The 13,063-nt window shown below is 63.3% G+C and carries 14 protein-coding genes; 7 read left to right on the top strand and 7 right to left on the bottom strand.

Annotated features, from left to right (window positions below; translation table 11 throughout):
• Nucleotides 1-127: 127 nt before the first annotated feature.
• From ACSFCA_RS27980 to ACSFCA_RS27965, 4 genes are all read right to left on the bottom strand, one after another.
• Nucleotides 128-280, bottom strand: a complete 153-nt coding sequence (locus ACSFCA_RS27980; protein ID WP_258352075.1) for a hypothetical protein — start codon at nt 278-280, stop codon at nt 128-130.
• A gap of 121 nt (nt 281-401) precedes the next feature.
• Entirely contained in the window at nt 402-992 is a 591-nt protein-coding gene (locus tag ACSFCA_RS27975) for a cysteine hydrolase family protein (protein WP_258352076.1), read from the bottom strand.
• A 14-nt stretch (nt 993-1,006) separates the two neighbouring features.
• Nucleotides 1,007-1,882, bottom strand: a complete 876-nt coding sequence (locus ACSFCA_RS27970) for an isocitrate lyase/PEP mutase family protein (protein ID WP_258352077.1) — start codon at nt 1,880-1,882, stop codon at nt 1,007-1,009.
• Between the two features lie 7 nt (nt 1,883-1,889).
• A complete protein-coding gene (locus ACSFCA_RS27965; RefSeq protein WP_435461909.1) occupies nt 1,890-2,843 on the bottom strand; it encodes a Bug family tripartite tricarboxylate transporter substrate binding protein in 954 nt (317 codons plus the stop codon).
• Nucleotides 2,844-3,065: 222 nt separating this feature from the next.
• Between ACSFCA_RS27965 and prpR the strand changes: the two genes are divergently transcribed.
• A complete protein-coding gene (prpR, locus tag ACSFCA_RS27960; protein WP_435461898.1) occupies nt 3,066-5,054 on the top strand; it encodes a propionate catabolism operon regulatory protein PrpR in 1,989 nt (662 codons plus the stop codon).
• 92 nt (nt 5,055-5,146) lie between these two features.
• Here the strand turns inward: prpR and ACSFCA_RS27955 are convergent, their stop codons facing one another.
• Entirely contained in the window at nt 5,147-6,049 is a 903-nt protein-coding gene (locus ACSFCA_RS27955) for a LysR family transcriptional regulator (protein ID WP_435461899.1), read from the bottom strand.
• A 55-nt stretch (nt 6,050-6,104) separates the two neighbouring features.
• Between ACSFCA_RS27955 and ACSFCA_RS27950 the strand changes: the two genes are divergently transcribed.
• Together ACSFCA_RS27950 and ACSFCA_RS27945 are read left to right on the top strand one after the other, a co-directional pair.
• Nucleotides 6,105-6,854, top strand: coding sequence for an NADPH-dependent F420 reductase (locus ACSFCA_RS27950; protein ID WP_435461900.1), 750 nt, complete (start codon nt 6,105-6,107; stop codon nt 6,852-6,854).
• A 41-nt stretch (nt 6,855-6,895) separates the two neighbouring features.
• Nucleotides 6,896-7,879 carry an MBL fold metallo-hydrolase gene (locus tag ACSFCA_RS27945; RefSeq protein WP_435461901.1) on the top strand — a complete coding sequence of 328 codons (984 nt, stop codon included), beginning with the start codon at nt 6,896-6,898 and terminating at the stop codon, nt 7,877-7,879.
• 334 nt (nt 7,880-8,213) lie between these two features.
• Here the strand turns inward: ACSFCA_RS27945 and ACSFCA_RS27940 are convergent, their stop codons facing one another.
• Nucleotides 8,214-8,777, bottom strand: a complete 564-nt coding sequence (locus ACSFCA_RS27940; protein WP_435461902.1) for an ImmA/IrrE family metallo-endopeptidase — start codon at nt 8,775-8,777, stop codon at nt 8,214-8,216.
• A 3-nt stretch (nt 8,778-8,780) separates the two neighbouring features.
• Nucleotides 8,781-9,122 carry a helix-turn-helix domain-containing protein gene (locus ACSFCA_RS27935; protein WP_435461903.1) on the bottom strand — a complete coding sequence of 114 codons (342 nt, stop codon included), beginning with the start codon at nt 9,120-9,122 and terminating at the stop codon, nt 8,781-8,783.
• A gap of 158 nt (nt 9,123-9,280) precedes the next feature.
• Between ACSFCA_RS27935 and ACSFCA_RS27930 the strand changes: the two genes are divergently transcribed.
• From ACSFCA_RS27930 to ACSFCA_RS27915, 4 genes are all read left to right on the top strand, one after another.
• Nucleotides 9,281-9,991 carry a multiubiquitin domain-containing protein gene (locus tag ACSFCA_RS27930; RefSeq protein WP_435461904.1) on the top strand — a complete coding sequence of 237 codons (711 nt, stop codon included), beginning with the start codon at nt 9,281-9,283 and terminating at the stop codon, nt 9,989-9,991.
• Nucleotides 9,988-11,382 carry a ThiF family adenylyltransferase gene (locus tag ACSFCA_RS27925; protein ID WP_435461905.1) on the top strand — a complete coding sequence of 465 codons (1,395 nt, stop codon included), beginning with the start codon at nt 9,988-9,990 and terminating at the stop codon, nt 11,380-11,382. The genes ACSFCA_RS27930 and ACSFCA_RS27925 overlap by 4 nt, the downstream gene beginning before the upstream one ends.
• Nucleotides 11,379-11,720: a ubiquitination-like system serine protease family protein gene (locus tag ACSFCA_RS27920; RefSeq protein WP_435461906.1), complete on the top strand. Its 342-nt coding sequence runs from the start codon at nt 11,379-11,381 to the stop codon at nt 11,718-11,720. The genes ACSFCA_RS27925 and ACSFCA_RS27920 overlap by 4 nt, the downstream gene beginning before the upstream one ends.
• A gap of 153 nt (nt 11,721-11,873) precedes the next feature.
• Nucleotides 11,874-12,752, top strand: a complete 879-nt coding sequence (locus ACSFCA_RS27915) for a DUF6216 family protein (protein ID WP_435461907.1) — start codon at nt 11,874-11,876, stop codon at nt 12,750-12,752.
• The last annotated feature ends 311 nt before the right edge of the window (nt 12,753-13,063 follow it).

Below are 13,063 nucleotides of genomic sequence, written 5' to 3'. Positions count from 1 at the left end.
GCTATTGGGCGCCGTGCCTGGCGCTGGCGTTGCTGGCGGTGTTTCTCTTCTACGTGGCACTGACGGACTTGCTGAGGGAGCGCGCTGCACGAGCGCCTGTCCAGGCGACCGTGGTCCCCGCGGTTGTTCAGTCGCCGCTGGCAACCGCTCGCTCCAGCGATGCGCTACCGGCGAGCACGGCCGCACTGCCCGTTCGGGCATCCACCTTGCCGGCCGCGCCATCCGCCGCCTCCGATGTGTTGCCCGTAGCGGCAACGCCTGCCCGCCTTGCGGTGATCAAGTGCGTCACGCCTTCCGGCACGGCCGAATATTCAGACGGCCCCTGCACCGAAGGCTCGCAGGTCTCGACTCTGCACCTCCAATGACAAGCGCCCGGCAGGACGTGTCCGCGGCGCCCGAAGCTAAGGCGAAATCGCTTCGCAAAACTCCGCCGTACTGACCACGGTCGCCTGTCTTGGAAAGATCTCGCACAACAGGAACTCGTTCACCTTGGCATCCGGATCGGCGCACGCGTCCGACAGGACGATGACCCGGTAGTCGAGGTCGTGCGCCTCGCGAACCGTGGAAAGCACAACGCCACTGGTGTGTACGCCGGCGAGCACCAGGGTTTCGATGCCCGCGCGCTGCAGTTGGGCATGCAGGTCGGTCGTCGAGAAGGCGCCTACCCGCGTCTTGCGAACAATGATGTCGCCCGGCGCGACGCCCAAATCCGGATGGACGGCGGTCGATGGGGAGTCGAGATGCATATGGGCGCCCGCCGCTTTGACGCGCGCGCCCATGGCGCTGTGCCCGGGAAAGCGCTCGAGGTCGGCCGCATCGAAAGCCACGCGCACGAAGCCCACCTTCGCGCCTCGCGAGCGCATCAGCTGCTGTACCGGCATGACCTTCGCGAACAGCTGTGCCGGATCAGGAAGGAAGCCGAGGATGCCGGGCTGGTAGTCCATGATCAGCAGCGCCGATCGCTGGATCTCTGCGGTTGAAAGCCTGTTCATGGCATTGCCTTGACCTAGATGTAGAGACGCTCGAGCGCGTCCCATTGGGGTTTGCCGACGAGACGCTGGCGCTCGGCGAAAGGGGTTACCAGCGCGGGATCTTCCTCCAGGCGCTTGTCGTCGCGCAGGGCGGTGAGCGCTTTCTGCATGCCGGCCACCGCGCCCTGCAATGCGGCGTTGGCGTACAGCACGAAGCCGTAGCCCAGCGCGCCCAGCTCCTGCGCACCGAAGGTCGGCGTCTTGCCGCCGATCACCATGTTCATGAGCTGCGGCTTGTTCAGCCGCTGGGGCATCGCGCGCACTTCGTCGGCCAGTGTCACGGCTTCGACGAACAGGATGTCGGCGCCGGCCTCGCTGAACTTCTGCGCACGCTCGATGGCGGCCTCGAAGCCGTGCACGGCGGCCGCATCGGTGCGGGCCATGACGAGCAGGTCGCTGTCCTGCCGGGCGTCGACAGCCGCCTTGATCTTGCCGAGCATCTCGTCGGTGTCGATCACCGCCTTGCCCGAGAAGTGGCCGCAGCGCTTGGGGCTGACCTGGTCTTCGAGCTGGATGCAATCGGCCCCTGCCCGCTCGAGCACGCGCACCGTGTGACGCACGTTGAGCGCATTGCCGAAGCCGGTGTCGGCGTCGACCAGCAGCGGCAGGTTCACTGCATCGCGGATGCGCGCCGTGTGCTCGGCGATCTCGTGCAGGCCCATGAAGGCCTGGTCGGGCAGGCCGAGGTACATGTTGGTGACGCCCGCGCCGGTGATGTAGATCGCCTCGAAGCCGAGGTCTTCGATCACGCGCGCCGACATCGCGTTGAACGCGCCCGGCACCAGCACGCCACGGCGTGCATCGGCCAGCCGGCGCAGGGTTTTCTTCGGAGATTCGTTGGTCGTGCTCATTGGGTTCTCAGTCTTCCTTCATGCCGGTGGCCTTCACGACGCCACCGAGCCTTGCGCGCTCTTCGTCGACGAACTTGGTGAAGCTCGCACGCGTGCCGCCGATGGGCTCGATGCCCATGTCTTTCAGGCGCTTGGCCGTCTCCGGCGATTTCATGGCCGCGTCGATCGCGGCGGCCATCTTGTCGAGGATGGCATCGGGCGTGCCGCGCGGCGCATGCACGCCGGCCCAGTGCGCGATGCGGATCTCGGGGAAGCCCTCTTCAGTCGCTGTCGGCAGTTCGGGGTAGGCCGAGATGCGTTGCGTCCACGTGCCCGCCAGCGCCTTCAGCTTGCCGCTCTTGATGTACGGCAGCACCACGATACTGGCCTCCGACGTCGCCTCGACCTGGTTGCCCAGCACCGCGGTGATCGACTCCGAGCCGCTCTTGTAGGGCACCACGTCGAGCTTGCTGCCGTACTTCGTTTCGAGAATGCCTTCGACGAAATGCGGCGTGCTGCCGGTGCCCGCCGTGGCCCAGTGGAAGCCGTTGCCGGCCTTCTTCGACGCGGCGACGAACTCTTTCAGGTCCTTGTAGGGTGCATTGGCCGGCACCACCACCACCGAGGGCGCCAGCGCGATCATGGCCACCGGCACCAGTGCGTCGTCTTTGTAGGGCATGTTCTTCTTGATCATGCTGTTCGACACCACGCCGGCCGCGCTCACCAGGAAGGTGTAGCCGTCGGGCGCGCTCTTGGCGACCACGTCGGCACCGAGGATCGCGCCCGCGCCGGGCTTGTTGTCGATGATCACCGGCTGGCCGAGCTGCTTCGACGCACCTTCGGCTGCGGCGCGCGCCATCAGGTCGTTGGCACCGCCCGCAGAGAACGGCACGACGAGCCGGATCGGCTTGGTGGGCCATGTTTGTGCCTGGACGCTCGGAGATAGCGTGCAAGCCAGGGTGGCGGCGGTTGCGCATGTCACTGCAGAAAGGCGACGGAAGTTCACGGTTGGCTCCTGGTTATTTGGGAAGACAAGACCACGGGAGGTCTTATCCAGGGTGCGCAAGCGCTATGCCACAGACCGGATTCGCAAGTCGCTGGATATAAGTCATTGATCCAAAAGGAATTTATGACTTTCCTCGGCAGTCTTTCCATGCGTGATGTTTCAAATTCATTTCACTTTTGAAATCATAAAATTCGCCGAATGAATGCACTCGTCCTGCCACCTGCCCATTCGTCCGCCGTGCCTCGCCGGCCTCGCATCGTGGCCGTAGCTCGCCACCGATTGGGCCGCGTGCTGATGCGACTGGTACCCGAGGTGGCGGCGCAGGCGCAAATCGAACTGGTTGGTCTTGCCTTCGAAGAGGCTGTCGAAGCGGTGCGCGAACTGCATGCGCGCGCACCGGTCGACGCGGTGGTGGCGGCAGGTGCCAGCGGCGAATGGCTGCGCCAGCATCTGGACATCCCGGTGGCCATGGTGGAGGTACGCGGCTTCGACCTGATGCGCGCACTGGCGGCCGCGCGCGCCCTCTCGCCCCGGGTGGGGCTCGTGTCGTTCGACGGTCCCTCGGAGCATCTGGCGCAGCTCGACGCGCTGTTCGGCATGGGCATCGCCCAGTTCAGCTATCGGGGCGCCGACGATGCCCCCGCCTGCGTGGAGGCGCTTCGCGCGGCTGGCGTCCAGGCAGTGGTTGCGCCCGGCCTGGTCGCCGACCTGGCCGAGCAAGCCGGCATCGCCAGCGTGCTGATGTACTCGGACGATGCCGTGCGCCAGGCGCTTCAGGACGCCATCCATCTTGCGCGCCACAGTCTTGCCGAGCGGGCACGCCACGAACGGCTGAACACCGTCCTAGGCCAGCTGCAGGACGGCGTGGTCGCGGTGGACTTGCAGCAGCGCATCGAGGCGCTGAACCCGGTCATGGCGGAACTGCTGGGAGCCTCCGTCCAGGAATTGGCGGGCCGCGTGCTGGGCGAGGTGGAGCCCGTGCTGGACCTTGGCGCCACGCTGCGCCTGCGCGAGGCCCCGGCCGAGGAGGTGCTGCAGATCGGCATGCGTACGCTGGTGGTTCGGCGCGCCCCCGTCATGGAAGGCGGCGAGGTCACCGGCGCGCTGCTCGTGTGCCGCGACCCGGCAGTGATCCAGCGCGCGGACCGCCACCTGCGTGCCAACCAGCGGCAGCGGGGCGCACCCACGCGATACCGGCTTGAGGCATTCACAGGCAACAGCCCCCTGGCGCAGCGCGTGCGCGAGCTTGCCGCGCAATGTGCCTCAAGCGAGGCCACGGTCCTCATCGTCGGGGAGAGCGGCACCGGCAAGGAGCTCGTGGCGCAGGGCATTCATACCGCCAGCCGGCGAGCGACGCAGCCGTTCCTGGCCGTGAACTGCGCCGCCCTGGGCGAGAGCCTGCTGGAGAGCGAGCTGTTCGGCTACGAGGAAGGCGCCTTCACTGGCGCGCGGCGCGGCGGCAAGACAGGTCTGGTCGAGGCCGCCCACACGGGCACCCTGTTCCTCGACGAGATCGGCGACATGCCCCTGGCGCTGCAGACCCGGCTGCTGCGCGTGCTGCAGGAGCGGGAGGTGCTTCGCCTCGGGGCGACCGCTGCCGTGCCGGTGGACCTGCGTGTGATCGCGGCCACCCATGCCGACCTCGCATCCCAGGTGGAGCGCGGCCTCTTCCGGCGCGACCTGTACTACCGACTCGCGGTGCTGCGTATCGAGATGCCTCCCCTGCGCGATCGCGAAGCCGACATCGCGCTCCTGGCGGGCGAACTGATGGCCCGCCGCGCCGGCAGGGCTGGCGTACCGGCAGCGCAGGCATCGGCCTGGCTCGCTGCTTTGCTGGAACTGGCCGCGGGCTACGCTTGGCCCGGCAACGTGCGCGAACTGGAAAACCTGGTCGAGCGCCTGCTGGCGTGCCACAGCTACCTGGCGCCCGCCGGCAACCTGGACCGGGCCCGCCTGCTGGAGGTATTTCCCGAATGCACCCAAGCTCGCCCGGCGCCCGTGCGCGAACGCCTGCTGAAGGGCGCACGACGCGCTGCCGAACTGCGTCGCGTGCGCGAGGTGCTTCAATCGGTGCAGGGCGACCAGGCCAAGGCCTGCGCCGTCCTCGGCATCAGCCGAGCCACGCTGTGGCGGCGGCTGCGCGATGAAGAGAACCCTGGCCCCACGCCAAAGAACACGCGCGCCTAGCGTCACGAGCGATCGCCGGGGGCGACTCCGCGCGTGGCTCGCTCAGGCGGCTGTGCCACGCTGCTGCACCAGGGCCATGGCGGCGAGGCTTTTCAAGCGTCGTGGCTCTTCTGTCCGATCGCCTGAACGACCAGGTCGATGAAGCTTCGCAGCTTCGTGGTCTGCCGCCGATCGGCCTGGAACAGCAGGTGCATCGGCCGGGACAGCGTGTCGTAGTCCGGCAGCACCTGTACCAGCTGTCCAGCGGCCAGCGCGGATCGTGCGAGATCCTCGGCGATGAAGGCGATGCCGACGCCTTCAAGCGCGGCGGCGAGCAGGGCGTTGGCGTTGTTCGCCTGCAGTCTGCCGCTCGCTGGGATGGCGATTTCACGGCCATCGCGCAGGAACCGCCAATCGGTCGACGGCGAGCGCGTGCCCACGAATGCCAGGCATTCGTGGCCCTCAAGGTCTTTCGGGTGACGTGGCGTTCCCCGTTCTTTCAGGTACGCGGGCGAAGCGCAGGCGAGCAAACGGAAGGGACGCAACGCGCGTGCGGCCAGCAACGAGTCCGCCAGCTGCCCGGTGCGAAAGACGGCTTCGAAGCCTTCTTCCACCAGGTCGACGAAGCGGTCGCTCAGGATGAGTTCGACTTCGACGCCCGGGTTCTGGCGCAGATACATCGAGACCAACGGCATCAGGGTGTGCGTGCCGAATGACACTGGGGCGTTGACACGCAACCGTCCTCGCGGCGTGCCCGTGGCGTCGCTGCCCGCCGCATCGGCCCAATCGGCTTCCGCCAGCACCAACTTGCAGCGCTCGTAGTAGACCTTGCCGACCTCGCTGAGGCTCTGGCGCCGCGTCGTCCGGTTCAGCAGGCGTGCTCCCAGCCGCGCTTCGAGGTAGCCAACGTGCTTGGCGACCATCTGTGGCGACATCGCCAGTGCCGAGGCCGCCGCGGCGAACGAGCCCAGATCCGCTGCCCGGACGAACGTGGCCATGCTGGCGAGACGATCCATTCGCTACTCCTGATTGTGAGATTCATGCTCTGATGGCTCATTATTGTCGATACAGATGTTAATACACTGGACTTCATCGACAGTTCGTCGAAGCCACGAAGGAACAGAAATGAAGATCGGAATCATCGGTACAGGCAACATCGGCGGCGCCCTGGCGCGCCGCTTCCGTGCAAGCGGCCATGACGTGGCCATTGCCAACTCGCGAGGGCCGGCGTCCTTGCAGGAGCTCGCGCGCGAGACCGGAGCGCGTCCGGTCACGATCGACGAGGTAGTGCAAGGTGCCGAGCTCGTGATGGTGGCCATTCCTATGATGAAGGTCGCGTCCCTGCCCGCGCATTTGTTCGCCGATGCGTCGCCCGGCCTGATCGTCGTGGACACGAGCAACTACTACCCGCGCGAGCGCGACGGTCGCATCGCCGAGATCGAAGCCGGCCTGACTGAAAGCGGTTGGGTGCAGCAACGGCTCGGACACCGCGTGGTGAAGGCGTTCAACTCGATCGTCGCGCAGCATCTGCTCGAGAACGGCCGGCCTGCGGGCTCGCCAGACCGGATTGCGCTCGCGGTCTCAGGCGACGACGTTGGCCAGAAATCTGTCGTCGCGAGGTTGCTGGACGACATTGGATTCGACGCCGTGGATGCGGGCACGATCGCGCAGTCCTGGCGCCAACAACCGGGCACGCCCGGCTACCTGCAGGATTTAGGCGTCGAGGGCGTCCGGGCGGCGCTGCAACAGGCCCGACCGGAACGCGCCGCGCAATGGACGGCGACGGACGCCAGCCCCGGAACCTACGACGCGCCACGGTGACCTGGCATGAAGATTCACCTCATCAAGCCCATGGAGGCACCATGAACCTCACTCGCCTTCGAGCTGCTGTCGCAATTGCCGCGGCGATGTCTTCTGTCCTCGCCGGAGCGCAGGGTACTTCCACCCAGCCTTCAGACCCCGACCGAACGCCTGAATCGTCGGCTCAAACAGTGTTGCAATCCAAGACCGGTGTGTGGACTTATCCTGGGACTGGAACCGTCAACACCTATTGGATCGAGACACCTGGCGGCGGCCTCGTCGTCATCGACGTTCAACGCGATTTGGTCCACGCCGCGCAGGCACTGGCGGCGGTAAAGGCAGTGGGCAAGCCGGTGCGTGCGATCTTCATCACCCACGCCCATCCGGATCACTACACCGGGCTCGGCCTGTTCCGGCAGGCCTTTCCGGGCGTCCCCGCTTATTCGTCCAAGGCGACGGCCGATGCGATCCGCAACGACACCTATGGTGCGAACGTGGGAACGCAGGCCGATGCGCCCGATATCACGCCGCGCGACTTTGTGGCCCCTGGCATAACTTTCGACGGCGACACGACCTTGCAGATCGACGGGCTGACGATCATCGCGCGCGAATTGGGCGCGGGGGAGGCGCCTGCCACAACGGCGTACTACCTGCCTTCGACGCGAGAACTGTTCACCGGTGACGCGATCTTCAATCGGCTTCACGGTCCGCTTAGAGAAGCACATACCGGACAGTGGCTTGGGATCATCGACCGACTCGACGCGATGTACCCCAACGTCACCATCGTGCATCCCGGGCACGGCGCCTCGGGTCCGAAGCAGCCTATGTTCGATGACGAGCGACTCTATTTAAGGACTTGCCGCGCGATCGCTGCAGAGGAGATTGTTCGCGGGGGCTTCACTGACTCGGCAAAGGCGGCGACTGTCCAGCGGATCAACGCACGCTTTCCCTACACCAACCCGACGGGCATAAAGGACATCGTCAGCGACAGCGTCGACGGCCTCTTCCGGGAGTTCTCCCAGCCCTCGTCAGCGCCGCTCCCGTGATGCGCGCGTGTCAAGCTAGTTTTCAGTGCGAGTGTCCCTCCTGAACAGGCTCTGTAGGTTCTCAGAATTCATGCCAAGTGGTACCTCGGTAGAACAACCACTTAGGCAACTATTTTGAGAATCGCCGCAAAGGCATTCTCAGAAAATCTGACGAATTTCTCGCGGGTACTTTCGTCGAGTCCGCAGCGCCGACAACGTGCAACAAGCAACGATGAGCGTCGGCACTTGGAGAGGCGGGCCATCGTGCCCCAAACACAGCTTGCACCTTCTGAGACGGGTTCCCAGCGCCGCGTTGCTCCTAAGCCTGGTCGCACATAGGTGAATCAGTTTCAGCTCAAGAAAACTGCCGGTTCACACCGCTGGTGGCCAGTCGGTAGTTCAGCATGCGTTGGCTCACTCCAAATCGCTCAGCTGCAATGCTCGACTCGAGGCCTTGTTTCTTGATAGAGATAAGCGCCTCTCGTGGAAGCAGCAGACAAGCGGAAAGCCAGTCTGCCTCTTCTTCCTGCAGCTTGTCGTACCCGCTCAGCAGCATGATGCCGTCCGGAGAGACGTCGACGTCATGGGTCTGATGGCCTCGAATGCGGTGAGCCAGTTCGTGCGTCAGGTCGCTTGCCTGCCGACCCGGGGAGTGCGATGAGTTGAGAATCACCACCACGCGGGAGCCGAAAACGATCGTGACGGCCGACCAACAGCTTGGCGTGACGCCGTCGTTTCGCAGCAACGTTGCCAACTTCTCTTCCGAAAGACCTGGGACCTGATGAGGTGTCCACACCCGGATGCCCAGATGTTGAGCCAACCGGAAAGGGTCAAGCGGCGCTCCCGGCCCCAAGCCCAGCGTACTGCGAACTTCCGTAGAGTAGCGCTCGCACCATGTTTTGAAACCGCGCTCAAACAAGATTCAGTCCTGAAACTCTTCTTCAAGAAGCGCTCGGTGGGCCAACATGATCATCTCGCTGAGCGCCATCGCGCTGTCTTTCTTGATGGCGGCACCCTTCTTGAAGTGCACCTGCGCGCGAGTCACATTGGGAGTCTTGGGCGCCATGCCCAAATAGATGGCGGGGTCATCGCCCAACCATTGGCAGATCTTGCCGAAGGTTTCCAAGTCCGGAACCTTGCCATTTTCCACTCTGGACAGCGTCGCCGGGCTTACGCCGGCTTCCTTGGCTGCTTCTCTGATTCCCTTACCGGCTCGGTGCTCCTGGATCCGTCGACCTAGAGCATCGATGGCAGTTGAGTCCATGCGGGGTGTTTCTCCTGTAAGACATAGCGTTTGACATGTGAAACGATTCGCGGCACACTGTCTCTTGCGTAAGACGACAGTGTCTCACGCGGTACTTCGCAGGTCAATATTCGTGGCCGACGGGGTGTCTTCATTTTCCTGTTCCAAAGGATTGAAAAGTGAGCACTGAAAACCAGCAACCTGACGACGAGATCGACGTCGAAGCCTACGCCAAGTCGAAAAAACCCGTCCCACCCGGCAAGAAGTACCGCATCCGGATCGACAAGCCATCGTTCGTGGTCGATGTCGATCACATGACAGGTTCGCAGATCTTGGCATTGGCCGGCAAGACGCCGGACAAGTTCATCCTGCAGCAGAAGATCGGTGCACAGGTCACCCGTGTCGAGCCCACAGAAACGGTGAGTTTTCTCCACCCCGGTGTCGAGCGCTTCATGACTATCCCGAAAGAGGTCACTGAAGGCGAGGGGCCGCTGCCGCGGCGCCATTTCGACCTGATGCCCGACGACGAGGCCTATCTGGCCTCGCTGAATCGCCCTTGGGAGGCGGTGCTCGAGGCCGGTGTCAGGCGTGTCGTCCTCAAGAACTGGCCGTTGCCCGAAGGCTACGGCCAGGACCACGTCGACATCAACGTCAGACTCGAGGCCGGCTACCCCGACGCGCAGATCGACATGGCGTATTTTTCGCCGCACCTGCAGCGCGCGGACAAGAAGGCCATCGGAGCGCTCTCCAGCGATAACTTCGATGGCAAGGACTGGCAGCGTTGGTCCCGGCACCGCACTGCTGGCAGCGCCTGGCGGATCGGTGAAGACAATCTATCGACGCACATGGCGCTGGTCAACAACTGGCTGTGCGAGGAACTTCGCAAATGACCGCGGTGCCCCGGGTCGACCTTGCGATCAGCGGCGCACATCATCGCGCGTTACAGCGGCACTTGTACCCCGGCGACGGAAATGAAGCCGTTGCCTTGTTGCTTTGCGGTAGGGCGATGTGGCCTGACAGGCAGTTCCTGCTGGTCCATGAGGTGGTACCGGTGCCCTACTCGGACTGCAGCGTGCGGACGCCAGATCGCGTGACCTGGTCGCCGGTGGCGATGACCGAGGCGCTGGCCAAGGCGATGAACATGGGGTTGGCGGTCGTCAAGGTTCACAGCCACCCTGGTGGCTTCGAGGACTTCTCGGCCACCGACGACCAATCCGACACGGCGCTTTTCGAGTCGATCTACGGCTGGCTCGATACGCAAGAGCCTCTTGCGAGCATGATCATGCTGCCGAGCGGCCGATTGTTCGGCCGTGTCGTGAGCCCGCGTGGCCTCGGTCCCGCAGTGCACACCGTCCGTGTTGCCGCCGATGACTTCAGCTTCTGGGGAAACCTCGATATTGTCTCGACACCGGAGCATGGTCGACGTGTGGGCCAGATGTTTGGCGACGCCACCTATCAACGGCTGCGCGCGCTTCGTGTCGGGGTGGTGGGATGCTCTGGGACTGGCAGCATCGTGGTCGAACAGCTCGCACGCAACGGGATCGGCGAACTGGTCCTCGTTGACCCTGAAGCCGTTGAGGAGAAGAACCTCAATCGGATCATCAACAGCACACGACGGGATGCCGAAGTAGAAGCAGCTAAGGTCGATGTGCTGGCGCGGGCCATCGCCGCCATGGATCTGGGCACACGCGTCGAATCGTACGCAATGGATCTGAACAGTGCCGTAGTGATCCGCGCGCTGGCGGGTTGCGACATCTTGATGGGCTGCATGGACTCCATCGATGGGCGGCACCTGCTCAATAAGATTTCGTCCTACTACGTCATTCCGTACATTGACGTCGGCGTGAGGATCGACGCGGACGGCGCAGGCGGTGTCGATCAGGTCACCGCCGCAATTCACACCCTTCAGCCCGGCGGCTCCAGCCTGATGAGCCGCGGTCAATATGACATGGCCCAGCTGGAAGCCGCCTTGATGCTGCGCGCCAACCCGGAGCTCTATCGAACCCGCTTAAAAGAGGGGTATGTACGCGGCGTGCGGGTTGATCAGCCGGCGGTGATCTCTGTGAACATGGTCGCCGCCGCGGCGGGCGTCAACGAGCTGCTCGCGAGGTTGCATCCCTATCGAATCACTCCCAACAGCGACTTCGCGGCGATCCGGATCTCTCTGAGCGATCCCGACGCGAGCTTTCGTGAAGACGATGGCGCCGCATGTCCCGCGTTCTCCAGGATGGTCGGGCTTGGGGACCGTACGCCGCTCCTCGGTGTGATGGGCCTCCAATGATGCTGGCGACAATCAAACGATGGATCAAGCGCCTCTTCGGCACTGCGCACGGTCCCGAGCGCTTCACTCTGTCGGTGTGCGACGACTTGCCCGAGGCGTTTCGCGCCCGGACGATCTACGCCATCGGGGAGAGTGGCACGTATTGGCAAGCCGCATTTCTTTGTCCATGCGGCTGCGGTTCACTCATTCAGCTTCCCCTGACACCGGACGCAAGCCCGCGCTGGCTGCTTTCGATCGCCGGCGGCAATCCGACACTGAAACCCTCCATTTGGAGAACGGTTGGCTGCAAGAGCCATTTCTTTATTCGAGGGGGATATGTGCACTGGGCAAGGGACTGACCGCGCTTCGCGGATCGCGTTCCCCACGTGCGATGGAACCTCAGCCGGGTTGCCGGCAAGTGAGGCATCAACACAGGATTTTTCGAGAGAGCTCGCTGATTTGGATTCGGCGGCTGTGATTTTTCTTCAATCAGCGTTCAAGGGAGAACATCCATGGGATCCATTTCAGTATCCGCACTTTCAGGTCTTGCAAGCCTCATCGGTGTGCTATTCCCCGTGCTTGCCATTCTTCTCATTGCGACGCGAACGCGACGCTCACATTCCTTTCTCATGCACAGGCTCTGGCAGATCATCTACGGACCACGCGAGATCGAAGACCCTTTGGTGAAAAAGCATGTCGATGAAGAGACCGTCGTAGCCGTATTTCGGACAAGGTACAACATTCCGATCGACACGGTGTCGCAAGCCCATCGTTTGATCAACTGGGCGAAGCCACGCGAGATCTCGATGCGAGCCATCGGTGCGTGCGGCTTCTATTTCGACTTCATCCGTTGCGAGATTCGGCCTAAACTTCCATCTCCCCGAAAGATGAAGGCACTGGCAGTCTTCGTCGTCTTCCTTGGCATATGCGCCCTGGGGATTTTTTCTCTCGGAACTAAAAGTTCAGTACTCGCCCAATTCAAGGAGAGCAAGCGCTACTTCCTGATCAGCCGGGACACGGCCACACCGCTCTTTCCTCAGGGGCCTGTGCTTACACGTGACGTCTGCCTGAGCTCCACTTCGGCCAAGCGCGTGTCAGGCGAGTTCTCGCCCACTGATAGAGAATTTATCTGCAAGGCTCTGACCGAGGACGTTGGTGTCACGTCCATGAACGCGTTTGTGAAACAGGGCTTGCGCGCTCAGCGCCTGTTGTTGGCGATGTTCCTGAGTGCGACACTGATCGTCGCCTTTCTTCTCTTTGGAACAGTACAGGAATTGCGCGCGGCGTATCGCCTCAAGAAAAGCGTCGAAGACGCGTCTGAAGAACCGAAGACGGACTCTACTCAGCGCGAAAGCTCGACTATCTCAAAGCTCGTTCTGCCCCAAAAGTAGGATCGCGGAAGGCTGATTCGTTGAGCCGTAGTCCCGCGAGATATCGACTTAGGTGGTGCACCGCCGACGTCTACGATTGGGCCGCGGCGATGTGGCTACCCTGCCCCGATTCAAGCTTCCTTTTTGCCGCCTGTCGCGAGGGTGAGGACTATCACATCGATGAATGGGCGCCGCGCGGGCGGTATGCTAAAGAAGTGTTGAATTCCGCCGATCTCTGACCCTAGATTTCCATTGAATACTGACCCACCCGCTTTGTGAGCTTGAAGGCTTCACGGTGTGGATAAGTGCTTGGTGTTCTCCTTTTTAGGTTG

It is taken from the genome of Variovorax multivorans (assembly GCF_051216835.1).
Taxonomy (GTDB): domain Bacteria; phylum Pseudomonadota; class Gammaproteobacteria; order Burkholderiales; family Burkholderiaceae_C; genus Variovorax.
Note: the sequence above shows the minus strand (reverse complement) of the source record. Positions and strands in the feature narration are given on the sequence as shown.

Coding starts and splice junctions, on each gene's coding strand:
- ACSFCA_RS27925 (WP_435461905.1), top strand. CDS start 9,988: ATGACCGCGGTGCCCCGGGTCGACCTTGCGATCAGCGGCGCACATCAT.
- ACSFCA_RS27935 (WP_435461903.1), bottom strand. CDS start 9,122: ATGGACTCAACTGCCATCGATGCTCTAGGTCGACGGATCCAGGAGCAC.
- ACSFCA_RS27945 (WP_435461901.1), top strand. CDS start 6,896: ATGAACCTCACTCGCCTTCGAGCTGCTGTCGCAATTGCCGCGGCGATG.
- ACSFCA_RS27920 (WP_435461906.1), top strand. CDS start 11,379: ATGATGCTGGCGACAATCAAACGATGGATCAAGCGCCTCTTCGGCACT.
- ACSFCA_RS27970 (WP_258352077.1), bottom strand. CDS start 1,882: ATGAGCACGACCAACGAATCTCCGAAGAAAACCCTGCGCCGGCTGGCC.
- ACSFCA_RS27950 (WP_435461900.1), top strand. CDS start 6,105: ATGTTAATACACTGGACTTCATCGACAGTTCGTCGAAGCCACGAAGGA.
- ACSFCA_RS27975 (WP_258352076.1), bottom strand. CDS start 992: ATGAACAGGCTTTCAACCGCAGAGATCCAGCGATCGGCGCTGCTGATC.
- ACSFCA_RS27955 (WP_435461899.1), bottom strand. CDS start 6,049: ATGGATCGTCTCGCCAGCATGGCCACGTTCGTCCGGGCAGCGGATCTG.
- ACSFCA_RS27915 (WP_435461907.1), top strand. CDS start 11,874: ATGGGATCCATTTCAGTATCCGCACTTTCAGGTCTTGCAAGCCTCATC.
- prpR (WP_435461898.1), top strand. CDS start 3,066: ATGAATGCACTCGTCCTGCCACCTGCCCATTCGTCCGCCGTGCCTCGC.